29 protein-coding genes and 1 other RNA gene are annotated in these 23779 nt (G+C 39.4%); 23 read left to right on the top strand and 7 right to left on the bottom strand.

What is annotated here, in order from left to right; translation table 11 throughout:
* The first annotated feature begins 103 nt into the window (after positions 1–103).
* The 10 genes from ACXAF2_RS01275 to ACXAF2_RS01230 all read left to right on the top strand — a co-directional run bounded on the left by ACXAF2_RS01275 (position 104) and on the right by ACXAF2_RS01230 (position 7809).
* Positions 104–361, top strand: coding sequence for a cory-CC-star protein (locus tag ACXAF2_RS01275; RefSeq protein WP_475139067.1), 258 nt, complete (start codon positions 104–106; stop codon positions 359–361).
* Positions 362–385: 24 nt separating this feature from the next.
* A complete protein-coding gene (locus ACXAF2_RS01270) occupies positions 386–1345 on the top strand; it encodes an ArsA family ATPase (protein WP_475137018.1) in 960 nt (319 codons plus the stop codon).
* A gap of 131 nt (positions 1346–1476) precedes the next feature.
* On the top strand, positions 1477–2730 hold the full coding sequence (locus tag ACXAF2_RS01265; RefSeq protein WP_475137017.1) for a M24 family metallopeptidase: 1254 nt from the start codon (positions 1477–1479) through the stop codon (positions 2728–2730).
* Between the two features lie 148 nt (positions 2731–2878).
* Positions 2879–3139, top strand: coding sequence for a metal-sensitive transcriptional regulator (locus ACXAF2_RS01260; RefSeq protein ID WP_397551254.1), 261 nt, complete (start codon positions 2879–2881; stop codon positions 3137–3139).
* 84 nt (positions 3140–3223) lie between these two features.
* Positions 3224–3451, top strand: coding sequence for a sulfurtransferase TusA family protein (locus tag ACXAF2_RS01255; RefSeq protein ID WP_475137016.1), 228 nt, complete (start codon positions 3224–3226; stop codon positions 3449–3451).
* A 49-nt stretch (positions 3452–3500) separates the two neighbouring features.
* On the top strand, positions 3501–3980 hold the full coding sequence (locus tag ACXAF2_RS01250) for a DsrE/DsrF/DrsH-like family protein (protein WP_324743991.1): 480 nt from the start codon (positions 3501–3503) through the stop codon (positions 3978–3980).
* Between the two features lie 49 nt (positions 3981–4029).
* Positions 4030–4602 (top strand): sulfurtransferase TusA family protein, encoded by a 573-nt coding sequence (locus tag ACXAF2_RS01245; protein ID WP_475137015.1) that lies wholly within the window; start codon positions 4030–4032, stop codon positions 4600–4602.
* Between the two features lie 32 nt (positions 4603–4634).
* Entirely contained in the window at positions 4635–5762 is a 1128-nt protein-coding gene (locus ACXAF2_RS01240; protein ID WP_475137014.1) for an MBL fold metallo-hydrolase, read from the top strand.
* 84 nt (positions 5763–5846) lie between these two features.
* On the top strand, positions 5847–6623 hold the full coding sequence (locus tag ACXAF2_RS01235) for a sulfite exporter TauE/SafE family protein (RefSeq protein ID WP_475137013.1): 777 nt from the start codon (positions 5847–5849) through the stop codon (positions 6621–6623).
* A 265-nt stretch (positions 6624–6888) separates the two neighbouring features.
* The gene (locus tag ACXAF2_RS01230) at positions 6889–7809 is read left to right on the top strand and encodes a DUF1002 domain-containing protein (protein WP_475137012.1); all 921 of its coding nucleotides are present in this window, start codon (positions 6889–6891) and stop codon (positions 7807–7809) included.
* A 45-nt stretch (positions 7810–7854) separates the two neighbouring features.
* On the opposite strand, the gene ACXAF2_RS01225 is transcribed toward ACXAF2_RS01230, so the two are convergent.
* Together ACXAF2_RS01225 and ACXAF2_RS01220 are read right to left on the bottom strand one after the other, a co-directional pair.
* Complete coding sequence (locus tag ACXAF2_RS01225) at positions 7855–9264, bottom strand: sensor histidine kinase (protein ID WP_475137011.1); 1410 nt, start codon at positions 9262–9264, stop codon at positions 7855–7857.
* Positions 9261–9947, bottom strand: coding sequence for a response regulator transcription factor (locus ACXAF2_RS01220; protein WP_475137010.1), 687 nt, complete (start codon positions 9945–9947; stop codon positions 9261–9263). Before ACXAF2_RS01220 ends, ACXAF2_RS01225 begins: the two co-directional genes overlap by 4 nt.
* Before the next feature lie 240 nt (positions 9948–10187).
* On the opposite strand from ACXAF2_RS01220, the gene ACXAF2_RS01215 reads away from it, so the two are divergent.
* The 5 genes from ACXAF2_RS01215 (at position 10188) to ACXAF2_RS01195 (ending at position 13131) form a co-directional block, all read left to right on the top strand.
* On the top strand, positions 10188–10586 hold the full coding sequence (locus tag ACXAF2_RS01215; protein ID WP_475137009.1) for a hypothetical protein: 399 nt from the start codon (positions 10188–10190) through the stop codon (positions 10584–10586).
* A gap of 140 nt (positions 10587–10726) precedes the next feature.
* Entirely contained in the window at positions 10727–11089 is a 363-nt protein-coding gene (locus ACXAF2_RS01210; protein ID WP_475137008.1) for a rhodanese-like domain-containing protein, read from the top strand.
* 37 nt (positions 11090–11126) lie between these two features.
* Complete coding sequence (locus ACXAF2_RS01205) at positions 11127–11423, top strand: rhodanese-like domain-containing protein (RefSeq protein ID WP_475137007.1); 297 nt, start codon at positions 11127–11129, stop codon at positions 11421–11423.
* 129 nt (positions 11424–11552) lie between these two features.
* A complete protein-coding gene (locus ACXAF2_RS01200; protein ID WP_475137006.1) occupies positions 11553–12677 on the top strand; it encodes an MBL fold metallo-hydrolase in 1125 nt (374 codons plus the stop codon).
* 97 nt (positions 12678–12774) lie between these two features.
* Positions 12775–13131, top strand: coding sequence for a YidH family protein (locus ACXAF2_RS01195; RefSeq protein ID WP_475137005.1), 357 nt, complete (start codon positions 12775–12777; stop codon positions 13129–13131).
* 41 nt (positions 13132–13172) lie between these two features.
* On the opposite strand, the gene ACXAF2_RS01190 is transcribed toward ACXAF2_RS01195, so the two are convergent.
* Positions 13173–13433, bottom strand: coding sequence for a hypothetical protein (locus tag ACXAF2_RS01190; RefSeq protein ID WP_475137004.1), 261 nt, complete (start codon positions 13431–13433; stop codon positions 13173–13175).
* Between the two features lie 170 nt (positions 13434–13603).
* On the opposite strand from ACXAF2_RS01190, the gene ACXAF2_RS01185 reads away from it, so the two are divergent.
* Positions 13604–14485: an NAD(P)-dependent oxidoreductase gene (locus ACXAF2_RS01185; protein ID WP_475137003.1), complete on the top strand. Its 882-nt coding sequence runs from the start codon at positions 13604–13606 to the stop codon at positions 14483–14485.
* Positions 14486–14523: 38 nt separating this feature from the next.
* Here the strand turns inward: ACXAF2_RS01185 and ACXAF2_RS01180 are convergent, their stop codons facing one another.
* Positions 14524–15120, bottom strand: a complete 597-nt coding sequence (locus ACXAF2_RS01180; RefSeq protein ID WP_475139066.1) for a peroxiredoxin — start codon at positions 15118–15120, stop codon at positions 14524–14526.
* Positions 15121–15514: 394 nt separating this feature from the next.
* Here ACXAF2_RS01180 and ACXAF2_RS01175 point away from each other — a divergent pair, with 394 nt between their 5' ends.
* Positions 15515–16036, top strand: a complete 522-nt coding sequence (locus ACXAF2_RS01175) for a type 1 glutamine amidotransferase domain-containing protein (protein WP_475137002.1) — start codon at positions 15515–15517, stop codon at positions 16034–16036.
* Between the two features lie 73 nt (positions 16037–16109).
* Here the strand turns inward: ACXAF2_RS01175 and ACXAF2_RS01170 are convergent, their stop codons facing one another.
* The gene (locus ACXAF2_RS01170) at positions 16110–16406 is read right to left on the bottom strand and encodes a phage holin family protein (RefSeq protein WP_148968893.1); all 297 of its coding nucleotides are present in this window, start codon (positions 16404–16406) and stop codon (positions 16110–16112) included.
* Between the two features lie 244 nt (positions 16407–16650).
* Here ACXAF2_RS01170 and ACXAF2_RS01165 point away from each other — a divergent pair, with 244 nt between their 5' ends.
* Both ACXAF2_RS01165 and ssrS read left to right on the top strand, forming a co-directional pair.
* The gene (locus tag ACXAF2_RS01165) at positions 16651–17088 is read left to right on the top strand and encodes a peptidylprolyl isomerase (protein ID WP_113967927.1); all 438 of its coding nucleotides are present in this window, start codon (positions 16651–16653) and stop codon (positions 17086–17088) included.
* Positions 17089–17193: 105 nt separating this feature from the next.
* Positions 17194–17382, top strand: a non-coding RNA gene (ssrS, locus tag ACXAF2_RS01160) — 6S RNA.
* 219 nt (positions 17383–17601) lie between these two features.
* Here the strand turns inward: ssrS and ACXAF2_RS01155 are convergent.
* The gene (locus tag ACXAF2_RS01155) at positions 17602–18252 is read right to left on the bottom strand and encodes an MtnX-like HAD-IB family phosphatase (protein ID WP_475137001.1); all 651 of its coding nucleotides are present in this window, start codon (positions 18250–18252) and stop codon (positions 17602–17604) included.
* A gap of 143 nt (positions 18253–18395) precedes the next feature.
* Positions 18396–18692, bottom strand: a complete 297-nt coding sequence (locus ACXAF2_RS01150; RefSeq protein ID WP_475137000.1) for a DUF948 domain-containing protein — start codon at positions 18690–18692, stop codon at positions 18396–18398.
* A gap of 158 nt (positions 18693–18850) precedes the next feature.
* Between ACXAF2_RS01150 and ACXAF2_RS01145 the strand changes: the two genes are divergently transcribed.
* The 4 genes from ACXAF2_RS01145 to ACXAF2_RS01130 all read left to right on the top strand — a co-directional run bounded on the left by ACXAF2_RS01145 (position 18851) and on the right by ACXAF2_RS01130 (position 23760).
* Positions 18851–19639 (top strand): HAD family hydrolase, encoded by a 789-nt coding sequence (locus tag ACXAF2_RS01145; protein ID WP_475136999.1) that lies wholly within the window; start codon positions 18851–18853, stop codon positions 19637–19639.
* 108 nt (positions 19640–19747) lie between these two features.
* Entirely contained in the window at positions 19748–20194 is a 447-nt protein-coding gene (locus ACXAF2_RS01140) for a CoxG family protein (RefSeq protein WP_475136998.1), read from the top strand.
* Between the two features lie 181 nt (positions 20195–20375).
* Positions 20376–22958 carry a DEAD/DEAH box helicase gene (locus ACXAF2_RS01135; protein WP_475136997.1) on the top strand — a complete coding sequence of 861 codons (2583 nt, stop codon included), beginning with the start codon at positions 20376–20378 and terminating at the stop codon, positions 22956–22958.
* 82 nt (positions 22959–23040) lie between these two features.
* The gene (locus ACXAF2_RS01130; RefSeq protein ID WP_475136996.1) at positions 23041–23760 is read left to right on the top strand and encodes a DsbA family oxidoreductase; all 720 of its coding nucleotides are present in this window, start codon (positions 23041–23043) and stop codon (positions 23758–23760) included.
* The last annotated feature ends 19 nt before the right edge of the window (positions 23761–23779 follow it).

Raw genomic sequence — 23779 nt, 5'->3', positions numbered from 1 at the left:
CCCCTTCTTTCTACTTCTTTTTGAAGGAGGAACAAGATTATCGAAATTAACATGTCAGATTACAGACACTACAATAAGGAGGGGAACACGAATGGATTCGTCTATGAAAGAAAAGTTTAAAAGAATCATACAGCTATACGATGACATCATTTCCCTCCCTCACAAAACGGAAATCGCCAGGGAATTGAGAGATGAGGATGATCTATTCTTATTATTGCTCTATTCAGATATGCTTGGACTGCCGAATCCCGTTTTTTACTACACATTGGAACTTTATCCATATATAATAGAGAAATTTCACGATTGGCATTTGAGAATGGGAATGGAGCACTCGCCCTTGGATGGAATCAGATGTTGTTGATGTATAGGGAGGGGAGATATAGACATGAATGAATTACAACACCAGACGATTCTATTTGTAGGCGGTAAAGGAGGAGTAGGGAAATCAACATCTGCCTCTGCATTAGCCGTAATGTTTGCGAATATGGGAGAAAAGACGCTAATCATCTCAACAGACCCCGCCCACAACCTGGGTGATATTTTTCATCAGGAAATAAAGGGGTATAAAACTCCTCTTCTTAAAAATCTATGGGGTATAGAAATTAACCCTGAGGTTGAAACACAGGATTACATTAACGGTGTGAAACGAAATTTAAAGGGAATGGTTAAATCAAAGATGGTCAACGAGGTTCACCGTCAAATCGATATGGCAGCTTCGGCACCCGGGGCGGAAGAAGCTGCATTATTTGACAGGATGGTTTCCATCATACTCAAGGAGGGAGATGAGTTCGATAAGATCATTTTCGACACAGCGCCAACAGGTCACACGATCCGACTTTTATCCCTTCCTGAACTCATGGGAGTATGGATGGACGGGATGCTGGAAAGGCGGAAGAAAACAAACAAGAACTATTCACAGCTATTGAATGATGGCGAGCCGGTAGAGGATCCCATTTATGATGTCCTGCAAAAGCGTCGTGAAAAGTTTTCTAAAGTACGGGGGATTCTATTGGATCAAAAAAGAACAGGATTTATCTTTGTACTCGTTCCTGAAAGGCTCCCGATACTGGAAACAGAAAAAGCCATTGAATTGATGGCTAACCACGGATTGAATATTGGGGGACTGATCATAAATAAGGTCCTCCCGATTCAGGCAGATGGAGAATTCTTTCAAAAAAGGAGGGACCAGGAAAAATTATACTTAAAGCTGATGAGGGAGAAGTTTACAAACCAGACCTTATATCGAATTCCTCTATTAGAAGAAGATATCTGTTCACCCCGTCATCTTGAAGAGTTTGTAGGTTATCTACAGAAAGAAATAATTAGTGGTGAAAGAACCATTTAACAAATGAGTATACATAGGAACTGCTGACCATTGGAGGAATTTTATCTAATGGTCATTTTTATTTTTTAGGAGGGAAAAATCATTTTTTGTCGAAAATGTAATGAAATCAAAGAAATAAGGGAGTGATGGCCATGAGTGAAGATATGAAACATTTACCGGGAATTCTTCCGTTGAAGAAAAGAGAAGAAACACAGAACCGATGGCTATTTCATCGACTTAATACCCTTTTACCTTCCTTAATGAAAAAGCATAATCTTGATATGTGGATTATTGCAGGCAGAGAGTATAATGAAGATCCTGTTCTGAAAAGTCTCTATCCGGCATCAATAGACGGTTCCGGGAGATTGACGATTCTAGTGTTTTATCTTGACGGAGATCAACAATTGAAAAGGTGGGTACTCCACCCTAATCCGAACTTTGAGCCATTTTATGAACGAATATGGAAACCGGAAGACTGTGATCAATGGGAGTGCCTTAAACGACTTGTTGAAGTTCAATGTCCTGATACAATTGCCTTGAACTATTCCCCATCGTTTGCTGTAAGTGATGGTTTAAGTCATTCGTTAAACCAACATTTAAGCATATTACTTGATGAGTACTCACATGAATTTGTGACTGCTCAAAACATCATTGTTGATTGGCTATCGATTAGGTCATCAAAGGAACTAACTGCCTATCCTTCAATAGCTGAACTTGCGAGGCAAATAGCTGCAGAAGCCTTATCCGGAACGGTGATCCATCCAGGTATCACAACGACAGAAGATGTAGTCGACTGGATAAGGCAACGTGTCTTGGATTTAGGAATGGAAACGTCATTTTACCCTACGGTGGACTTACAAAGAAAAGGGGCAGCGATGGAACGATTAGAAGGGGAAATCATCCGATGTGGAGATATTGTACATTTGGATTTTGGTATTCGTTATCTCGGCTTAGCGACAGACACCCAGCAACTCGCATACGTTCTCTATCCGGGTGAGGAAGAAGCTCCTGAAGGGCTTCAGTCCGCGTTACAAACAGCCTTGAGGTTTGAAGATATCATTACAGAAGAAATGAAAGTGGGTAGAACTGGAAATGAAGTGTTTCATCGTGTAATGAAAAAGGCAGCAGATGAAGAGATAGAGGCGATGCTTTATTCTCACCCCATAGGAAACCACTGCCATGAAGCAGGAGCATTATTAGGACTATATGATCAACAAAGAGATATCCCTATAAAAGGCGACCTCCCTCTAACAGCAAATACATGCTATGCCATGGAATTCAATATTAAACAATACGTTCCAGAATGGGATCAGATTGTGCCGATTTATCTGGAAGAGCCCGTTGCCTTCATTCAGAACCGGTTGGAATACATGGCGAAAAGGCAAGTGATGTTCTATCTTATATAATGAGAGAATGAGTACAATTTCTCCAATTGTACTCATTTTTTATTTTGCTGTTTTCAAAAAAAGTGTGAAATATCTCTTGACTTTATACCTAGTGGGGTATATTATTGTAATTGTAGCAGGAAACAATAAGCCAACAGGAGGTGTCTTTATGGAATACAATTCACAAGTTAAGAATCGAATTAAACGTGTTGAAGGGCAGCTCCGCGGAATCGTAAGAATGATGGAGCAAGGGGAAGATTGTAAAAACGTTATTACACAACTCTCCGCAGCAAAAACAGCTCTTGACCGTTCCGTAGGCTTAATTGTCAGTATGAACCTTGTTGAATGTGTAAGGGATTCACAAGAGACTGGTGAAAATACAGAAGACCTTGTAAAAGAAGCAGTGAATTTATTAGTTAAAAGTCGATAACAAAAAGAGTTGACATCTTTTTTTATATCATATAATATACCATTATGGGTATTGAAAAACAATTATTCTTAGGAGGAATTAGTAATGAACGCAGATAAAGTACTAGATGCAAAAGGATTAGCCTGCCCGATGCCGATTGTAAAAACTCGAAAGGCAATAAAAGAAATTGAAGCTGGACAAATTTTAGAGGTGCAAACAACGGATAAAGGTGCTAAAAGCGACCTGACAGCCTGGGCTAAATCTACTGGACATGAATTGCTCGAATCAAATGAAGAAAATGATGTATTTACATTCTGGATCAAAAAAGGATAAATTTTTTTAAGGGGATCAATACCCCTTACAGTAAATAGGAGGAGATACAATGTCAGAAAGAAAAACAACCAATATTATTCTATTTAGTGGAGATTATGATAAAGCGATGGCTGCATATATCATTGCGAACGGAGCTGCGGCTTATGATCATGACGTAACCATTTTCCATACATTCTGGGGACTGAATGCTTTAAGAAAAGAAGAAATGGTTCCTGTGAAAAAAGGATTTATGGAGAAAATGTTTGGGGGTATGATGCCTCGTGGCGCAGATAAACTGGGGTTATCAAACATGAATTTCATGGGAATGGGTCCTAAAATGATCAAAGGTGTCATGAAGAAGCATAATGCAATGCCTTTGCCTGATTTAATCGATATGGCAAGAGAACAGGATATCAAACTGGTTGCATGTACCATGACGATGGATTTATTAGGTTTACACAAAGACGAATTATTAGAAGAAATTGAGTATGCTGGAGTAGCTGCGTATTTAGCAGATGCTGAAAATGGTAACGTGAACCTATTCATTTAATTTTTTTTGCAACGAAATATACCCTATGAGGTAATTGGAGGTTTTATATATGAACACGATTGAATCAAACTTCGTATTGGATGCAAAGGGATTAGCTTGTCCAATGCCTATCGTAAAAACAAAGAAGGCAATGAATGACCTGGAAGCTGGCCAAGTGATTGAAGTTCAGGCAACAGACAAAGGATCAAAGGCTGATCTTCAAGCGTGGGCAAAAAGTTCCGGGCACGATTATCTCGGAACCATTGAAGAAGGAGATGTTCTGAAGCATTTTGTCCGCAAATCAAGTGGGGAAGAGACTGTAGAGCGTAAACATGAGTCAGTAACAGATAATGAAACATTGTCTACTAAACTTGGTGATGAAAATATCATCGTACTGGATGTCCGTGAAAAGGCCGAATATGCATTCAAACATATTCCAGGCTCGATTTCAATGCCACTTGGAGAATTGGAAACCCGAGTGGATGAACTTAATAAAGACAAGGATATTTATGTTGTATGCCGTACAGGAAACAGAAGCGACATGGCGGCGCAGCTATTAGCTGAAAAGGGATTTTCTAATGTAATCAATGTAGTACCAGGTATGAGCGATTGGACTGGAGACGTTGAATCGAACGTGAAGTAAGATGATACCACTAATACAGGGAGGTAAGATGAATGGCAGTTAAACCAATGAATACAAAAGAAGTAGCACAGAAAGTAATGAAAAAGGAAAATTTATTCATTTTGGATGTCCGTAATGAAGATGCCTTTGAAGATTGGAAAATTGAAGGTGAAAAATTTGAATATCTAAACATCCCATACTTCGATCTTTTAGATGGTGTAGAAGAAATAATGGGTCAACTACCACAGGATAAAGACATTCTAGTCGTGTGTGCGAAAGAAGGTTCTTCTATTATGGTAGCGGATATGCTTTCAGACGAAGGGAAGGACGTATCCTACCTCGAAGGTGGAATGAAAGCTTGGAGCGAACATTTGGAACCTGTTAAAGTGGGTGAATTAACAAATGGCGGAGAACTTTATCAGTTTGTACGTTTAGGTAAAGGTTGTCTATCTTATATGGTGGTGTCCAATGGGGAAGCAGCGATCGTCGATGCTACTCGTATGACTGATATCTTTATCGACTTTGCAAAAGAAAAAGGCGCAGCGATTACAAATGTATTTGATACTCACTTGCATGCCGATCATATTTCTGGTGGACGTAACATTGCAGAAGCAACAAATGCAACCTATTGGTTACCTCCTAAAGATGCTGAAGAAGTTACCTTTGAATATGCTTCACTGGAAGACGGGAATAATGTCGTGATTGGAAATACTACCATTGATATTACAGCTCTGTACTCACCTGGTCATACAATCGGGTCAACGTCATTTGTCATTGACGAAAAGTATTTATTATCAGGTGATATTCTTTTTGTAGATAGCATTGGACGTCCTGACCTTGCCGGGAAAGCAGAAGATTGGGTAGCTGATCTTAGAGAAAGTCTTTACAAGCGGTATAAAGACCTTTCTATGGAGCTTACCGTCTTACCGGCTCACTTTATGATTATTGATGAATTAAACGAAGATGGATCTGTAGGTGAAAAGCTGGGAACATTATTTGCAAAAAACCATGGTTTAAATATCGAGAGCGAGGAAGAATTCAGAAAGCTAGTATCAGAAAACCTTCCACCTCAGCCAAACGCGTATCAAGAAATTCGTGAGACGAACATGGGTAAAGTAACGCCAGATGAAGAGAAGCAGCGTGAGATGGAAATTGGACCAAATCGTTGTGCAGTTCGTTAATCAATCGCACTAATCTAAACAAATAACCAAAATGGGAACCTGAAAGATGGGTTCCCGTTTTATTAGAAGAGGAGGAACAACACGATGGATTTGGCCTTTATCATTACAATCTTTCTAATCGGATTTGTCGGCTCGTATATATCAGGAATGGTAGGGATCGGCGGTAGTATCATTAAATACCCCATGCTTCTTTATATTCCGCCATTGCTTGGAGTAGCAACATTCACTGCTCACGAAGTTTCAGGTATTAGCGCAGTTCAAGTATTCTTTGCCACACTAGGTGGGGTCTGGGCTTACCGAAAAGGAGGCTTTTTAAATAAAACCCTCATCACTTACATGGGTGTAAGTATTTTAATCGGTAGCTTCATTGGCGGGTATGGTTCAAAATTCATGAGTGAGGCTGGAATTAATATAGTGTATGGAATTCTTGCATTAATTGCAGCTATCATGATGTTCATCCCCAAAAAAGGCATTGATGATATAAAACTCGAAGACGTTACATTTAACAAGTGGTTAGCGGCGATACTTGCCTTGATCGTCGGGATTGGAGCGGGAATCGTTGGAGCGGCAGGAGCTTTCCTATTAGTTCCGATTATGCTGGTGGTCCTTAAAATTCCGACAAGAATGACGATCGCTTCATCCCTTGCCATCACGTTGATTTCTTCCATTGGATCAACAGTCGGAAAGATATCGACTGGTCAAGTGGAATATTTACCAGCTATGATCATGGTCGTAGCTAGTTTAATTGCATCTCCACTGGGCGCAATGGCAGGAAAGAGGATGAATACAAAGATTCTTCAAATGATTCTGGCCGTTTTAATCCTGGCTACTGCGATTAAAATCTGGCTCGATATACTCTAAATCATCTTGAGCTTAGTTCTAATTCACCTAGTATCTTCTACTATATAGAGGATTAATAGTGAACAGAACTAAGCTTTTTTGTGTTGTAGATTCGTTGATGGTATAGTAGTGGACAAAAAGTCATTGTAACTTTCCTCTGGTATTGTTCGTCTAATCAACAGGAAGAAATAAGACTCTAGATGGATGAACATACTTAATGTGACTAGTACAATGAAGAGTGGATTAGCTCTATTATCTATCCATCATGAAAAAGGGAGAATGATTAATGAAGAAATTGATTCGTATTGCCTTACTATTATCACTAATGGTGGGCCTCATTCAGCCAGCATCTGCTGCAGATAATGATAAAGAAAGCATCAATGAAAAATTCGGGCTGCCTATCGCCGTATACGGAGAAACACTTTCAAACAAACAGAAAAAAGAAGTTCAAGAGCAATTAGGGATTGATGAAGGAACACAAGTAGAAGAATTTACTGCAACAGGTGAAGACCTTGTAAAGTATATTGAAGGTGAAAATAGGAATGCACGCATGTTTTCCTCCGCCATGATTACTCGCAAAGAGAAAGGCGAAGGTCTAAAGGTTAATATTGTGACACCGGAAAATATTACGGAAGTGACAAATTCGATGTATTCCAATGCTTTATTAACTGCGGGGGTAGAGAACGCAGTAGTAGATGTGGCCTCCCCTGTAAAGGTAAGTGGTCATTCTGCATTAGTCGGGATTTATAAAGCGTATGATGTTAGTGGAGAGAAACTTGATACGGTTCGAATGGAGGTTGCCAACGAGGAATTAACGGTTGCAACAGAACTAGCCAAAGAAGCTGGGATTGATAAGGAAGAGGTCAGCAACCTCTTAACCGAAATCAAGAAGGAAATAGCCGAACAAGATCCAGCTACGAAAGAAGAAGTTGAACAAATCGTTGAAGAGAAGCTCCAAACTCTGAACATCGAGCTAAGCCCGGAGGATCGCCAGTTATTAATCGATTTGTTTGAAAAAATGAGGTCACTCGATATTAACTTTGATAATGTTCAACAACAGTTAGATGACCTAACGAATGACATCCAAACCACGATTAAGGAAATGGTCAAAGATGAAGGATTCGGGCAAAAAGTGTCTGACTTTTTTACTGGCTTGTTAAATGCCATCGCTGATTTCTTTAAATCTATTAAAAATCTATTTGGGTAATTGACTATTTTGTATTTATAGCAAAAGACTGAGTCTGCAAGTGACTCAGTCTTTTATTTCAAGTAAAGGAAACCTTAGATAGACCGTTGTTCCCCTGCCTTCTTCACTATCTACAGATAAAGAACCATCGTGTTTATGCATGATTTCTTTCGCGATTGATAAACCGAGGCCGTATCCTCCAGTATTTCTTGTTCTAGACAAATCCGAGCGGTAAAACCTTTCTCCGATGCGGGATAAGGAACCTGCAGGAATGCCAATACCGTTATCCACGATTTTCACAACAGCCATTCCATCTTCTTCGTATGATTGAATGAAGATGCAACTCTCTTCAGGGGAATACTTCAATGCATTATCAAAAATATTATAAAATACTTGCATGACCCGGTTGGAGTCCCCATTAATAATGGATTCTTCATTTAATTCGTGTTGGACATCCATTTTTTTGTTTCTTGCATTTGGACGTATAAGAGCTAATGAATCCATTAGTAACTGAGAGAGCACAATCGGCTCTATATCCAAAGAAAAAGAAGTATCCTCCAATTTATTTAATTCAAGTAGCTCAGTAATTAATCTTTGCATTCGTATCGATTCCTTTTGAATAAGATGAAGGCTTTCTTCCATTTCTTCAGGATTCGTTTGTACTTTGTCAGTCAAAGCCTTGGCGTATCCCCCGATATAGGTTAGGGGAGTTCTTAATTCATGGGCAACATCCGAAAGAAACTGACGCTTCCTTTCTTCTTGATGTTGAAGGGAATCGACCATACTATTAAAGGTCAATGCAAGCTCGGCCATTTCATCTTTGGAGGTGACATTCAGCCTGTCTGAAAAATCCCCTTTCGCGACTTTATTTGAGAATAACTGCATTTCCCTAACAGGTTTAAATAATGAACCTAAAGAAGATTGAATGATCAAGAACAATACAAAATAAAACATGACACCTGTAAGCACCAATATTGGGATCCCTTTACTAAAGACTTCCGTCATTTCAGCCAAGGGGATATAAATGAGTAAATACCCCATTAATCGTTCTTCGTTCATAAGAGGAAAGATAGCTCCAATCACATTCCGATTAAATTCTGCTACATATCCTTCTTTCATTACCGGATTTCCTTTAGCCAATTCTCTTTTGTCGTCGTTATTGATGAGGGGATTTTGGTCAATACGATATGGGAAGCTTTTGGTTAAGTCTTCAAGCTTTTCCACAACAGACACTTCGTAAGGGGAGATCACATTATACCAAAGGATTTTATCCTTTACACTTCCGCTTACGTCACCATAGTGATAGTGATCAGCTGTCCTTTGTCCTTGATAGAGCAGTGAATCCTTAACGGTCCCAATATATAAATCCTTATAGAGAAAATGAATAAAAAGAAATGAAAAGACAATGGTTAGAAATAAGCTGCTTAATAATAGGAGAGAGACTTTTTTATTGAGAGTCAGGTGTGGATTTTTCAAACGGATCCCTCGAACTTATAGCCAAGGCCCCACACGGTTTCGATCAAATGTCCATAGTTCTTCAATTTCAGCCGCAATGTTTTAATGTGGGTGTCCACTGTACGATCACTACCTTCATAATCACTTCCCCATACTTGATCGAGAAGTTGATCTCGCTTATACACTCTTCCTCGATTACGGGCAAGGAACAAGAAAAGTTCATATTCTTTTAGGGTTAAGCGAGGTGAAAGCTCACCAACTGAAATGGTCCTTGATGCTAAATTAAATGAGACCGGTCCATATCGTTCAACCATCGAATGTTGGGAAGGTTGAGTTCCGTAGGATCTTCTCAGAATCGTCTCGATTCGTGCAACAAGCTCTTCAGCATTAAAAGGTTTAACCATATAGTCGTCACTTCCAAGCCTAAGTCCTTTCACTTTGTCTAAATCATCTCCTTTAGCCGAAAGGAAGATAAAGGGCACCTCGTTTGTTTCCCGCACCTCTTTTAGTAATTGATAACCATCCATGAATGGCATCATGATATCCACAACCATGATATCCACATGTGTTTTCTTCAATTGATCGAGTGCAGCGAGTCCGTTCTCTGCATCTAAGCAGAAATATTGCTCCCTGTTTAAATACAGTTTGATCAGCTGCCTCATTTCCGGCTCATCATCCACAATCAGGACATTCCATTTTTTCAACGTAAACCACTCCTATCCATACTACACATGCAATGGCATAAGTTTTATTATAGACGAAATTAGTGAATTTTTTATGATATATGAAACATTTACCGTATTAGTTTTCTCCATTTTAGCATGAATTACAGCAGGGTTCAGGAGTGGAGATCCGTTCAGGGCTCACTACTTTTCCCGTAACATGGACATTTGCCCTTCCCTTTTTCCCATTTATTAATAGGCTAATAAAGAGGAGTGACGAAGATGTATGAGAGGAGAACCATATACAGAAAGAATTTGATGAACCTATTCAATACCGGATCCGGGTTTCCAAACCTTGGGAGTGGATATGACGGCAATCCTCCAGGAGGGTACCAAGGCTATGGACCATGGGAAGGGAACCAAGGAGGGGGATTTGGTGGAGGCCCCGGTTATTATAATCAAGGACCTTATGGAAATACAGTGGGAACACAAGGATTTCCCCCCCAAGGATTTCCACAGCCCGGTTACGGTCCACCACCATTTGGGCCGGCTGGAGGCTACGGGTTTGGTATTAATCCAATCGGTGCAGGTTTAATTGGTCTGGGATTAGGCTTCCTTGGAGGACAGATTGTAAATACCCCATTTAAGGGCCCCCATAAACGCTACTATTATTATCTATAAAATATCAAACCGGCTCTTAGGATAGAGTCGGTTTTTCTTAGGAGACACAGTACTTGACTAAATACCTAATGGGGTATAATATAAAAATATAAAGTAAATAACTTGAGAATCAGATTAATTTAGACAGAAGAGGTGAGATTTTGGAATTTATTGGAGTTATTATTTTAGCTATATTCATTTTTCTTTTTCTGATGATGAAGAAACCAGGAAAAAACATCAAACAAATTTCTATTGCTGAATTAAAACCATTATTCGGTGACAGTGACAAGCAATTTATTGATGTTCGAACGCCTGGAGAATTCAAACAAAATCACATCAGACAATTTAAGAATATGCCATTGCAATCTTTACAGCAAAACGGTTACAAATTATCCAAGGACAAAGAAATCATTGTGATCTGTCAAAGTGGTATGAGAAGTGCCAGTGCCTGTAACATCCTAAAAAAACAAGGGTTCACAACCGTTACTAATGTAAAAGGCGGGATGAACGCCTGGTCCAATTAGAAGGTTATATGACCTTAATGAAATAGGGGGAAGATGAATGAATTCAATATCAGCAAAAGAGGTAAATGAACGATTAACAGCTGGAGAAACATTAAATATTATTGATGTTCGCGAAGTAGCTGAGGTGAGAAGCGGGAGAATCTCCTCTAGTATCCACCTTCCATTAGGCCTTCTCGAATTTCGAATGAATGAATTAGACAAGAAGAAAGAATACATCGTGGTCTGTCAATCCGGTGGCAGAAGCAGTCAAGCTGTAAAGTTTCTAGACTATCAAGGATTCAATGTAACAAATATGAACGGCGGAATGCTTGCATGGGAAGGTAAAGTAAATTAAATTCTTTCTTCGATTTTCATTTTGATTGGCAAAATATTTATCATAAATACCCCTGTAGGTTTAAAGTGCGGAAAATAGGATAATTTATTTACGATGGGATGAAAATAGTAAGAGGGAGGAATTCATCATATGACAAAAGTAAAAGAATTGACGTCAAAACAATTAACGAAAAAGATACTCAATGGAGAAAGTATGTTTATTCTGGACGTTCGTCCAAAGGATGCTTTCGATGATTGGAAGGTAGAAGGGAAGAACGTAAAAATAATAAACAAGCCTTTTTCCGAACTGAAGGACAATCTGGAATCTGTTCAATCCACTTTACCACGTGATGAAATCATTTACGTAATATGTGCAAAAGGAAATTCTTCTACGAAAACGGCAGAGATGCTGGTAGAAGCAGGAATGGATAACATATATTCCGTAAATGGGGGCATGCAAGCTTGGAGTGAATATTTAGAGCCAGTTAAGATCGGTGATGTTTCAGGTGGTTCACTTTATCAATTTGTCCGAATTGGGAAAGGTTGTTTATCCTATGCGATCGTTTCAAATGGAGAAGTGGCTTTCGTTGACCCCAGCCGGCTATTGGAGCCTTATAAGAAATTTATTCAAGACCATAAGGTATCGGTGAAGGCAGTACTTGATTCCCATCTACATGCAGATCATATCTCAGGCGGTCGGTCTTTAAGTAATGAATACAATTCTCCTTATCATTTACCTCCTAAAGATGCAGAGAACGTTCAATTCGAATATAAAGAATTAAATGGTGCCACGGTCATTCATGTGGGGGACACGACCATTAAAGCTGTATACTCACCTGGACATACGATTGGGAGCACGTCCTTTATTGTCGACGATCACTACTTATTAACTGGCGATATTCTGTTTATTGATTCGATAGGCAGACCGGATTTAGCTGGTAAAGCAGAAGACTGGGTAGGGGACTTGAGAAAAACTCTGTATACGAGATATAAAGGTCTTGCGGATGATTTAATTGTCTTGCCTGCACACTTTATGACAATTGATGAGATGAATGAAGATGGATCGGTGTCTCATCCCCTAAAGGCTTTATATAGAGAAAATCATGGGTTGAATATTGAAGATGAGCAGGAATTCCGAAAAACAGTTACGGAAAATCTTCCTCCTCAACCAAATAGCTATGAAAAGATCCGTGAAACAAACATGGGTAAAATGCATCCGGAAGAAGATGAACAACGTGAAATGGAAACAGGTCCAAACAGATGCGCAGTGCGATAAATTAGAAAGGTGTAGTTAAAAGAGCATAGATAAATCATGCAAACATCCTCAAAGAGGATGTTTGCATGTAAATGGAAAACCAGGGAAGTGGACATGCATGAACGGAACAAATGAATCAAAATATATTCAGCAGCACTTAGCAAACGAACGAACATTCCTGGCCTGGATTCGAACAGCGATCGCTATTATCGGGATTGGTTTCCTTACAACAAGCTTGCATTATAACTCGCTTCAAGGAGATGCCGTCCAAGATCGAATCGCCGTCTCCATTAGTGGAGTTTCTATCTTTATCGGGTTAATTATCATTATTGGATCGACCGTTAACTACTACCGAACTAGGAGACATATAAATACACAAACATTTGTATCTGCAGATGCCTTCATCAAGATGATGGCGATTGTAGCAACTGTTGTCCTTTTATTTGTAACCGTATATTTTTTTATGCTGAATTGAAAAAGCTGAACGAGGGGGTTAAACCCACCCGTTCAGCTTTATTAATCTTGTTTTTTTTCATTGTAATATTGAACCGATGTCATGGCTCCTTCACTCACCATGGAATTGTCTTCAATATTTGCAGGGTCTGGGTTTCCACCTTTTTCAACAGGTAGGTCTTCTTTTCTTCTCTTTTTGAATTTCGTTATCAATCCTTCTTTAACATTGTGCAACTGATTACGTTTCTCCTTCGATGATAAGATCCATCCTAATGAACCAGCTGTAACCGTCGCACCAACAAGTAAGGTTTTATTTACTTTCATTTTATTCTTCCTCCTTCAGGAATAATATAGTTTGTGTAGTATGTTCTTTATTTTCCCGGCATACAAGAATTTAAACATTAGAGATAGATTCAAATAAATACAGGAGTGGACAATTATAGAGTTCTAGTTAAAAATATACATAGATGTCAAGCAAGGGAGGAAGGCAGTTAATGAAGAATATTACTAAACAAAGTGTCATTGGATTTATTGGAACAGGTGTAATGGGGCAAAGCATGGCTGGTCATCTGCTCGAGGCCGGTTTCGAGGTGGTCATATACAATCGCACGAAAGATAAAGCATTGAAGCTCATCAATAGAGGTGCAAAATGGGCAGACACACCAAGGCAAGTGGCTGAGATTTCAGATGTAGTCATTACGATCGTAGGATATCCTAAAGACGTAGAAGAAATTTACCTCGGTGAAAATGGAATTCTTCATCACTTAAAACGTGATTCACTTGCTATTGATATGACCACTTCATCTCCAAAATTAGCAGAGAGAATATTTGATGTAGGCAAGGATAAAGGAGTATCCACATTGGATGCCCCCGTTTCAGGTGGAGATATCGGAGCCAAAGAAGCAAGGCTTTCAATCATGGTAGGAGGAGACGAGGAATCATTCGAAACTGCAAGGCCCCTTTTAGACCTTCTAGGTTCAAATGTTGTGTATCAAGGTAAGGCAGGAGCTGGACAGCACACGAAGATGTGCAACCAAATCACGATTGCTTCTAACATGATGGGAGTAAGTGAAGCCCTTCTTTATGCGAAGAAATCAGGTTTGAATCCAGATATTGTGCTTAAGAGTATCACCTCGGGAGCGGCAGGCAGCTGGTCCCTTAGCAATCTGGTTCCACGAATGATTGATGAGGACTATGCTCCCGGCTTTTATGTAAAGCACTTTATCAAAGATCTTAAGATAGCCCTGGAATCATCAAGGGAGATGGAAATCAAAACACCGGGGTTAGAGTTAGCTCTCTCATTATATGAAGAGTTGGCTCAAAATGGTGAAGGAAACAGCGGCACTCAAGCTCTAATCAAACTGTTGGAGAATTAATATAAAAACGGCCCATTGAAGAATAGATGGAGCCGTTTTTATATTTTTCCAATGAAATCAGGATCTTTCTGAATCCCTGATTGGTTAGGCAGCCAATTTGCAGGAACGCCTGCTCCCGTTTTTCTTCCATATTGGATACCTTCGAGCATTCTCAATATTTCATAGGTATTCCGACCAACTTCAGGCGGGTAAATCATTTTTGACGTTATCAATCCTTCAGGGTCGATGATAATCGTAGCTCTGAACGTAGCTCCTGCACGCTCATTTAATACCCGATAAGATCTGCTTATTTGATGATTTCGATCACTCACTAACGGAAATTGCACTTTAGAAGCAGATGGCGATACTTCAGTAAACACTTTGTGAGCGTACACACTGTCTGTACTTATTCCAAATACTTCAGTTTGTAATGCTTGAAATTTAGGGTAAATAGCAGCGACCGCTGCCAGTTCAGTAGGTCAAACAAAGGTGAAATCACTTGAATAAAAAAATAAAATAACCCATTTACCCCTGTACGATCCTAAGTTAACGGTGTTTATTTTCTTTTGCGCGTTATCATATGCCTCAGCAACAAAGAGAGGGGCTGGATCATTGGTTTGTGCACAAAACGGTAAGGAACATTCTTCACTTCTCATTTCAGGATTAATTGAATAGTGGCGGTTATTCATCGGTTCACCCCTTTCAGAAACAGTACTATCAACATATGCCTGATCATGACCTTATATGATTCGATAGAAGGTTCCTTTCTATATCATACTTCTTTCATAAATGGGAATAATAGGAGAGTGTTGTTACAAATTTGAAGGTAAGGTGATTCTTTTGAAAAGAAAATCGTTTAAGCAATTATCGCCCCTTATATACACGTTTGGTTCTATCATGACCGTAGTTGCCTTCCTTGTATCCTATTTCCAAACAAAAACAATCATTCAAGCAATTAAGAAGTATAGTCCGTATAACTAAGATTTATTGTTTGCAATATCCATACATAACTTAGACAATGATAGTGAAGATAAGTGAGGAGGGATCCTGTTGAAGCTAACGGGTAAAAAAGTCATTCAATTAGTAAGTGCAGATTTTGAAGATCTTGAACTATGGTATCCTGTTTTACGTTTGCGTGAAGAAGGAGCAGTTGTACATATTGTCGGTGAAAATGCAAATCAAGAATACATCGGAAAATACGGGGTTCCGATTGTTTCAGAATACGCGTTTAAAGATATCAATCCGGAAGACTATGATGCCATCCTCGTACCGGGTGGATGGTCACCTGATAAGTTGCGTCGCTATGAAGATGTGATTTCTATGGTTCAAACCATGGATAAGAGTAAGAAGCCGATCGGTCAAATCTGTCATGCAGGTTGGGTTTTGATTTCAGCCAAGATTCTTCAAGGTGTAAAAGTCACAAGCACACCGGGAATAAAAGATGACATGGAAAATGCAGGGGCAACCTGGGTAAATGAACCTGTCGTCACAGATGGTCATATTGTTTCAAGCCGCAGACCACCTGACTTACCAGACTATATGAGAGAATTCATTGAAGTATTAGCAAAATAAATGCACAATTAAAAGGACTGGCGCCGTGAGAAACTGTAATGTTAGTTTCATGTGGACCAGTCCTTTTTCGCCCCTATTTCTTTTTTTCTCTTTTATTTCGATCATTCACCCGAGCGAAAAACGTCTGTTTAACAGATTGATGGGTTGTAATCGCTGCACCCGTTGCGATGAATCCATTGGCAATACCATTGAAATCAAACCCCAAAGTCCAGCCGCTGGCAGCAACTCCTGCGAGTAACAAGATCCAGATAATCAACCAATCCGGAATGTGAGGAGTTCGCTTCAATGCATACCCTAAAACCCATAGCACTGGAACGAGTACAGTGACTTGGGGATCGATTGAAATACCACTCAATAAATTTTCGATCATATGTTTCACTCCCTAAAAGAAAAATGACTTCTTTTAAAGCTTATTCGAACAGGTTGGTGTTTCATGACAACCTGTACCCGAAGATTTAGAGGATAGTGAAAACAGCAGGAACAAACGTTGAAAATAATTGAAGTGGTACGTTCAACGAATTGTTTTCCTATTGAAAACGGACCTTTAAAGTGACATTAGAATTGTTCAATGATATTATATTGATTGACCTATTATAAAAAAGGAGCTGTTACTAATGGCGAAAAAAGGATACATACAATTTCAGACAGGTGAAAAAATCGAATTTGATCTATTTCCAAATGAAGCACCAGGAACAGTGGCAAATTTCGAAAAATTAGCAAACGAAGGTTTCTACAACGGTTTAAGCTTCCACCGTGTCATCCCTGGTTTCGTGAGCCAAGGCGGATGCCCTAATGGTAATGGTATGGGTGGCCCTGGTTACACAATCAAATGTGAAACAGAAGGAAATCCACATAAGCATGAAGAAGGATCATTATCCATGGCCCATGCAGGTAAAGATACAGGAGGAAGTCAGTTCTTCATCGTTCACGAGCCACAGCCTCACCTAAACGGCGTTCATACCGTCTTCGGAAAAGTGACTTCAGGAATCGACATCGCTAAATCAATGAAAAACGGCGATGTTATGGAGAAAATGGAAGTATACGACGCGTAATGAAAGAGGGACGGACCTTGGTCCGATTCATTTGTTAGCTACTATCTATTGATGGTAAAGAAAAACAATAGTTGAAATGCAATTCATGATGATGTATTATACTAGTACAGGCTGCGTTGTACGTAATCATAACGAAGTTTTAACCTTTAAACTGTAATAGGGAGTTTTACATCGAAGTTGGAATGTCAAGCCTCCACGATTTGAGGACGACAGGAAACCTTCTGCAAACACCCACTTTGAGGAGTGGTGGTTTAAAACTTTCTTATATCAAATTACGGCAAATGTGGCTCCTTACATCAGTATCTCAAGCCAGTTCCCAATCGGGGGCTGGCTTTTTTCATATCTTTATAATGAATAGCCAATAAAAAAGACCGAATTCCTAAAGGGAATTCGGTCTGAAGGTTTTTTAGCGAGGCCCCTCCCGTCCGTACATGGTTAAGTGTCCCGCAACAAGCGAATGTTCGGGAGAGGCAAGATTATTGTATCACGCAAGGGCAAGATAAGCAAAAAGATTTAGCGCAGCACACCAATACATATGAGATGTTGCTCAATGTCATTAAAACTATCCACTTCAATATGAGGGGTATTGTTTTCTTTCAGGATATCCTGTAATGCTTTCATGGCAAAAGTGATGTTTGCCACTTTGGCAGGATGACTATCTGGTTCACTATCACCAGCAAAATATATGGTTTCATACTCTTTTTTAAGATCAGTAAGAACTTTTGATTTGTCGATTCCATATCTTTCAGAGTGATGTGGATGTTCAGGATCAATATTCAAATGTACATTCTTCTCTTTATAGTATCCTTCATTTGAGTATACATCAACGCCTTTAATTCCGTATTGCCCAAGAATATGATGTATATAGTAATCTGAACCTGCGCTTAATATATAGAAGTCCCCTCCTTGTGCCTGCACTTTACGGATGAAGGAAGGAACGTGTTCATCAATCTCCAGAGAATGTATATCTTCAATGATCTGACTTTCTTCTTGATGTATGGACGTGAAAACCTGACGCAAAAAGTCGATGTCCTTTATTTCTCCAGACTTCCATTGTTTGTATAAAGCTTGTCCCTCTTCAAAGTATTTCTCCAGTACAAGATGATAAAAATCCTTTTTAGAGATCGTACCATCAAAGTCAGAAACAAATGCCCATTTTTTCATACCTTCTCCTCCTCTTTATTAGTTCAATCGATTGTATCATGTATAAAAGCAAGGTGGGAAGTATGGGTAAACTTTAATAATATTATGTAAACTTAAACTGCATATAAATAAGTCACCTCACTAAAAAGTAAGGTGATCGTGTTTTATTTTTTCATGCTGGTAATAAATCCTTTCAAAACTTCTGGGGTGCGTTTGACTTCTTGAACGGTGTTGGTAATGGTTGTCTTTTTGTATTCGATATCTCCCTGAATCTCCCCTTGTGTTTCTTGTAGCAGCTTTGCTTCAGAAGAAATTTTATCCATTCTGATTTGAATGTTCGAAACCGTTTGATTCATTTCATTAATAATGGGTCTGGTCTTCTTCATTGTTTTCATTAGCGCGACTCCTAACATGACTATAGCAATCACAATTAACACCATACTTGCATATACAATCCACATGTAAAAATCACCTCAATATACGTTGTTTTTAGTTATATTCCCTAAAAACGTTGAAAATAACGTGAAGAAATTTATTTCTCTTTCTGGTTTACTAATTCCCATATAGCTAGTAATCTAAAATATAAGTTCAGGCGTAAACGAAAAAGGGGGAGAAAGAGATGATTAAAGCCATCATGTTTGATTTGGATGACACATTATTATGGGACTCTAAAAGTATTGAGGAAGCGTTTAAAGCAACTTGCGGTTATGCACAGGCGAGAGTAGGGGTGAATCCCCAAGAATTAGAGCTTAGTGTAAGAGAAGCTGCGACTAAGTTGTATTCAACCTATGATACATATAAATTTACACAAAATATTGGTATCAACCCATTCGAAGGACTTTGGGGAGACTTTCTGGATGAACATGATGAAGGCTTCCATAAGATGAAAGAAATCGTCCCAACTTACCGCAAAAAGGCCTGGACGTCAGGATTAAAGTCTTTAGGCATTAAGGACGAATATCTTGGGGAGGAATTATCAGAAAGATTTCGCATGGAAAGAAAAGAGAGACCTTTTGTGTACGAAGATACTTTTCGTGTGCTGAATGAAGTGAAGGAGAAATTTAAACTGTTGTTATTAACGAATGGATCTCCCCATTTACAAAATACAAAGCTTGATATCACTCCTGAACTCATCCCTTATTTTGAAGAAATTATCATCTCAGGAGATATCGGGAAAGGGAAACCGGATTCATCCATGTTCCTTCATGCATTAGAGAGGCTTAGGCTTCAAAAGGACGAAGTGATCATGGTGGGAGATAATTTAAATACAGACATTCTCGGGGCTTCAAATCTCGGTATCACAACGGTATGGATTAATCGCCGTCAGCAAAAACTTCAGGATATCATTCCTGATTATGAAATCAAAGAGCTCCATGAAGTTCTAGAGATCGTAAATAACATGAAATAGGAGGCTTCCTTGTGAAGCTTCTTTTTTATAAGTTCCACAAGGCATAATAGCCATTTACCATACATACTATTCACGGACCTCTCAATTAATAAGGAAAGGGGTACTTTCATGGGAAAAGGAATTCATCATGTTAACGTTCATGCATCACGCTCACATGTATGGGAATTCATTCGTGATATGAATGCCTGGGCGCCTCTTGTTCCTGGATACAAAGAGCATACCGTTATTTCTGACGTTCAATCGACTTGGAAATTCACCCTGCGTGTTGGAGTGATGAGCAAAAAGGTGCATGTAAAGGTACTGATTACAGAATGGAAGGAACCATCCGAAGTGAAGTTCATATTAAGGGGGATCAATCAAAAGTTTACAGGTGAAGGTTTTTTTAAGGCTGATGAAGTAAACTCTTCCATCACGGCTATGACGGGAGTGTTATCAATTGAATCCACGAGTTCACTGGCTAAAATTCTGGAATCTACATTTGATAAAATGGTGCAAGAGCTCACCATGGAACTAACAGAAGCGGTTGGGCAAGCGATTGAGAGAGGCAAGCAGTGACACGCAAGCCCCAAATTCGGGGCTTGCGTGTCACTGCTTCCTAATTTTATCATCAATTAGGTACAGCATGTATGCTATAATGAACTATTTGTAAGCAAGAGATTTGTTAGATAAAGAAGAAATACATACACTATAAAGTACATATAAGAATAACGCGTAAAACATATAAAGGGGTCTTACCATGCAAAACCTTCAAATACTTCGTGAAGAAGCCATAGAGGAAACAAAACGAAAAATAGAAGATGATATCACACTTTACTTAGAGAAACATGAGAAATGTCCCTCGTTTCAGGATTATGTTACAGAAAGAAGTGCTTTCTTTCACAATATCTGGACGAATATCTGGCTTAACAAAGTAACCAACGAGGTTCTTCGCAGCCATAAAAAAGCCTTCTTAAGAAAGAAAGGTTATGATATCGAAGGGACGGATAAGAAACTGATTAACAAGTTATTTCGCAATGAGATAAGAGATTTTCAGCCATTTCATATTTTAAACTGGTTAATGGAACAGCCACCTTCAACAAACGATTGGAAGGGGCGCCATCAACATGTTAGAGAAAACTATATAAAAAAGCACGAAGAAAAAAAGCAAGCAGCCCTTCAAAAGGATATTCAAAAAGAAATCCTCTCTTTCATAAACAAGCAAATGGATAAGTTTGAACTGCACTGGTATGTCGAGTTACGCTATTTATTTGCTAGAAAAATTGTACAAGATCTGGGATCAAAAACAAAATATCGACATACTGAACCATATATGCTGGAAGAGAGACTGGAAGAGGAAGGAAACTTCACTAGTGATTCTTTTACAACGGTATCTGACTTCCTTAAGGAGTTTACAGGCTCCATTCACAAGAAGAGTGAAAACTGGGATGGACACGTATGGGAATACGAAACCTATTTCTATCCCTATGAGCGCTTCGTCTTTTACTATTCAGAGCAAATTGTATACCGCTCGCTCCTCATTCATATGCCCGATGAATTATTGTCGGCTTACAATGAGGTATTCGATCAGGCATTATCGGAAGAACGTTTGAGCAGGCTTAGCCACCATTTTCTCCTTACGTTAAAGTCGACTTTTTTCACCAGGATTCAAGAGGAGTATGTTGTGGACTTATTTCAGCTTGTAGAAGTTCCTTTTGATGAGAATATTCACCTTTCCATATATGAAAGTGATAAACATAAGCGTGAGAAGAGAAAGGCTGCTGAGTTAGCAGAGTTGAAAAGGAAGCAGGAAGAAGAACAGCGAATGATGGATGATATTTTTGGAAGGGAGTATAGTCCTTCATTCCGTGGGGATATCAAGTATACACTCCATATCGGTGAAACGAATACTGGGAAAACCCATCATGCCATAAGCAGGATGAAAGAAGCGAAAAGCGGCATGTATTTAGCTCCACTCCGCCTCCTCGCACTGGAGGTATTTGATGCATTGAACGCAGATGGAGTCCCTTGTAATCTGAAAACAGGAGAAGAGGAAAAAGAAGTTCTTTTGGCAAAGCATGTATCGTCTACAGTAGAGATGTTCCGAGAAAAGGACGAATATGAAGTGATCGTAATCGATGAGGCTCAGATGCTGGCCGATCAAGATAGAGGTTTCTCCTGGTACCGTGCTATTACAAAAGCAAGGGCAAAAGAGGTACATATCATCGGAAGTGAAAATGTCCGGGACCTGCTAATGGAATTAGTGGGTGAAGGAAACATCGAAGTCCATGATTACAAAAGAGAAATTCCTTTGCAAGTCGAATCGAAAGAATTCCAATTGCGGCATGCCAAAAAAGGAGATGCTCTCGTTTGTTTTTCCCGTAAAAAAGTTTTGGATACGGCATCAAGGTTGCAAAATAATGGACATAAGGTCAGCATGATCTACGGCAGTATGCCTCCTGAAACAAGAAAGAAACAAATGATGCAATTCATTAAAGGAAAGACAAATGTAATTGTGGCAACCGATGCAATCGGAATGGGCTTGAATTTACCGATACGAAGAATTGTATTCCTGGAAACCGATAAATTTGACGGAACGAGAAGGAGAAGGCTGACATCACAGGAAGTAAAGCAGATTGCCGGTCGTGCCGGGAGAAAGGGACTGTACAATGAAGGGAAAGTAGCTTTTACAAAGGATATTAAAGTAATGAAGCTTCTGTTAGATCAGCCCGATCGATCTCTCGAAACCTTTGCCATCGCACCGACAAGCGGTGTGTTTGAACGTTTTCAACGCTATTACCATGACCTTGATACGTTTTTCTACTTTTGGGAGAAATTCAAAAGTCCTTATGGCACGGAAAAAGCCACCCTGTTTGAAGAAAGGGAGCTATACGAACTAATTCGTGGAACCGATATCGAGGCAAAGCTTACGTTAAATGACCTGTACGGATTTTTACATCTTCCTTTTTCAAAAAAAGAGGCTCAGTTAACCGAGCAATGGTTAGAGTGCATGTACGCCATTGTACACGGAGAAGAGTTACCCGAACCACCTATAAATAACAAAAACCTGGAACAAAAAGAGGTTTCCTACAAGGCTGTCGGTCTGCATCTCTTATTCCTATATCGGTTGGGAAGACAAACAGAGGCCTATTACTGGGAGCGGGTTAGAAGTGAAATTGCCGATGGAGTTTACGAAAGTCTCAGGACAGAGGTCACGAGTATGAGTCACTCCTGTAAACAATGCGGAAAGAAATTACCTCCAAACTTCGGGTTTCCAATTTGTGATAGGTGTCATACAGCCAGAGTGAAAAGAAGAACGAGAAGAAAGCCTCCATATTCGTAAACCGTGAGCAATTTACAAGAGGAAACATGCGATTTATGGTACGATCAGATAAGAATTGAAAATGTAAACAGAGGTGTTATGTATGAAAATTGAAATTTGGTCAGATTTTGTTTGTCCATTTTGTTATATAGGGAAACGTCATTTAGAGGAAGCTCTCCAAAAATTCCCTGAAAGAGATCAAGTCGAGGTCGCTTTCAAAAGCTTTGAATTAGATCCACATGCACCCGTGGAAACAGATATGAGCATTCAGGAAATTCTTTCGAAAAAGTATGGAACATCTCTTGAACAAGCAAAAAATATGACAAACAGTATGACGAAACAAGCTGCAACGGTTGGTCTGGACTTTCGCTTCGATACCAGTATTCCGACGAATACATTCGATGCACACCGCCTGACAAAATATGCGAAAACGAAAGGAAAAGAAGCAGAGCTTACTGAATTACTATTACAAGCTCACTTTACTCTTTCAAAGCATATCGGTGACAAGGAAACGCTGGTAGGATTAGCGGAACAAGCGGGATTGGATGCAGAAGAATCACTAGCCGTATTGAAAGGTCAAGAATTCACACGGGATGTACGTACCGATGAAGAAGAAGCAAGACATATTGGTGTACAGGGTGTCCCATTCTTTGTGATCAACCGTAAATACGCTATTTCAGGTGCACAGCCAAGTGACGTAGTTTTAAGCTCCATCCAGAAAGTATGGGAAGAGGAGAATCAACCGGCTTCACTTCAGCCGCTGGGAACCGATGGAATGGCTTGTGACGAAAATGGATGCGAGGTTCCTCCATCTAAACCATAACCACAATAAAATGCTCAGC

This window comes from Rossellomorea sp. ABR4_004, assembly GCF_056159585.1.
Note: the sequence above shows the minus strand (reverse complement) of the source record. Positions and strands in the feature narration are given on the sequence as shown.

What these genes read in the sequence shown, in the direction of transcription:
- ACXAF2_RS01275 (WP_475139067.1), top strand. Translation starts at nt 104, where the DNA reads ATGAAAGAAAAGTTTAAAAGAATCATACAGCTATACGATGACATCATT.
- ACXAF2_RS01270 (WP_475137018.1), top strand. Translation starts at nt 386, where the DNA reads ATGAATGAATTACAACACCAGACGATTCTATTTGTAGGCGGTAAAGGA.
- ACXAF2_RS01265 (WP_475137017.1), top strand. Translation starts at nt 1,477, where the DNA reads ATGAGTGAAGATATGAAACATTTACCGGGAATTCTTCCGTTGAAGAAA.
- ACXAF2_RS01260 (WP_397551254.1), top strand. Translation starts at nt 2,879, where the DNA reads ATGGAATACAATTCACAAGTTAAGAATCGAATTAAACGTGTTGAAGGG.
- ACXAF2_RS01255 (WP_475137016.1), top strand. Translation starts at nt 3,224, where the DNA reads ATGAACGCAGATAAAGTACTAGATGCAAAAGGATTAGCCTGCCCGATG.
- ACXAF2_RS01250 (WP_324743991.1), top strand. Translation starts at nt 3,501, where the DNA reads ATGTCAGAAAGAAAAACAACCAATATTATTCTATTTAGTGGAGATTAT.
- ACXAF2_RS01245 (WP_475137015.1), top strand. Translation starts at nt 4,030, where the DNA reads ATGAACACGATTGAATCAAACTTCGTATTGGATGCAAAGGGATTAGCT.
- ACXAF2_RS01240 (WP_475137014.1), top strand. Translation starts at nt 4,635, where the DNA reads ATGGCAGTTAAACCAATGAATACAAAAGAAGTAGCACAGAAAGTAATG.
- ACXAF2_RS01235 (WP_475137013.1), top strand. Translation starts at nt 5,847, where the DNA reads ATGGATTTGGCCTTTATCATTACAATCTTTCTAATCGGATTTGTCGGC.
- ACXAF2_RS01230 (WP_475137012.1), top strand. Translation starts at nt 6,889, where the DNA reads ATGAAGAAATTGATTCGTATTGCCTTACTATTATCACTAATGGTGGGC.
- ACXAF2_RS01215 (WP_475137009.1), top strand. Translation starts at nt 10,188, where the DNA reads ATGTATGAGAGGAGAACCATATACAGAAAGAATTTGATGAACCTATTC.
- ACXAF2_RS01205 (WP_475137007.1), top strand. Translation starts at nt 11,127, where the DNA reads ATGAATTCAATATCAGCAAAAGAGGTAAATGAACGATTAACAGCTGGA.
- ACXAF2_RS01200 (WP_475137006.1), top strand. Translation starts at nt 11,553, where the DNA reads ATGACAAAAGTAAAAGAATTGACGTCAAAACAATTAACGAAAAAGATA.
- ACXAF2_RS01195 (WP_475137005.1), top strand. Translation starts at nt 12,775, where the DNA reads ATGAACGGAACAAATGAATCAAAATATATTCAGCAGCACTTAGCAAAC.
- ACXAF2_RS01190 (WP_475137004.1), bottom strand. Translation starts at nt 13,433, where the DNA reads ATGAAAGTAAATAAAACCTTACTTGTTGGTGCGACGGTTACAGCTGGT.
- ACXAF2_RS01185 (WP_475137003.1), top strand. Translation starts at nt 13,604, where the DNA reads ATGAAGAATATTACTAAACAAAGTGTCATTGGATTTATTGGAACAGGT.
- ACXAF2_RS01170 (WP_148968893.1), bottom strand. Translation starts at nt 16,406, where the DNA reads ATGATCGAAAATTTATTGAGTGGTATTTCAATCGATCCCCAAGTCACT.
- ACXAF2_RS01165 (WP_113967927.1), top strand. Translation starts at nt 16,651, where the DNA reads ATGGCGAAAAAAGGATACATACAATTTCAGACAGGTGAAAAAATCGAA.
- ACXAF2_RS01155 (WP_475137001.1), bottom strand. Translation starts at nt 18,252, where the DNA reads ATGAAAAAATGGGCATTTGTTTCTGACTTTGATGGTACGATCTCTAAA.
- ACXAF2_RS01150 (WP_475137000.1), bottom strand. Translation starts at nt 18,692, where the DNA reads ATGTGGATTGTATATGCAAGTATGGTGTTAATTGTGATTGCTATAGTC.
- ACXAF2_RS01145 (WP_475136999.1), top strand. Translation starts at nt 18,851, where the DNA reads ATGATTAAAGCCATCATGTTTGATTTGGATGACACATTATTATGGGAC.
- ACXAF2_RS01140 (WP_475136998.1), top strand. Translation starts at nt 19,748, where the DNA reads ATGGGAAAAGGAATTCATCATGTTAACGTTCATGCATCACGCTCACAT.
- ACXAF2_RS01135 (WP_475136997.1), top strand. Translation starts at nt 20,376, where the DNA reads ATGCAAAACCTTCAAATACTTCGTGAAGAAGCCATAGAGGAAACAAAA.
- ACXAF2_RS01130 (WP_475136996.1), top strand. Translation starts at nt 23,041, where the DNA reads ATGAAAATTGAAATTTGGTCAGATTTTGTTTGTCCATTTTGTTATATA.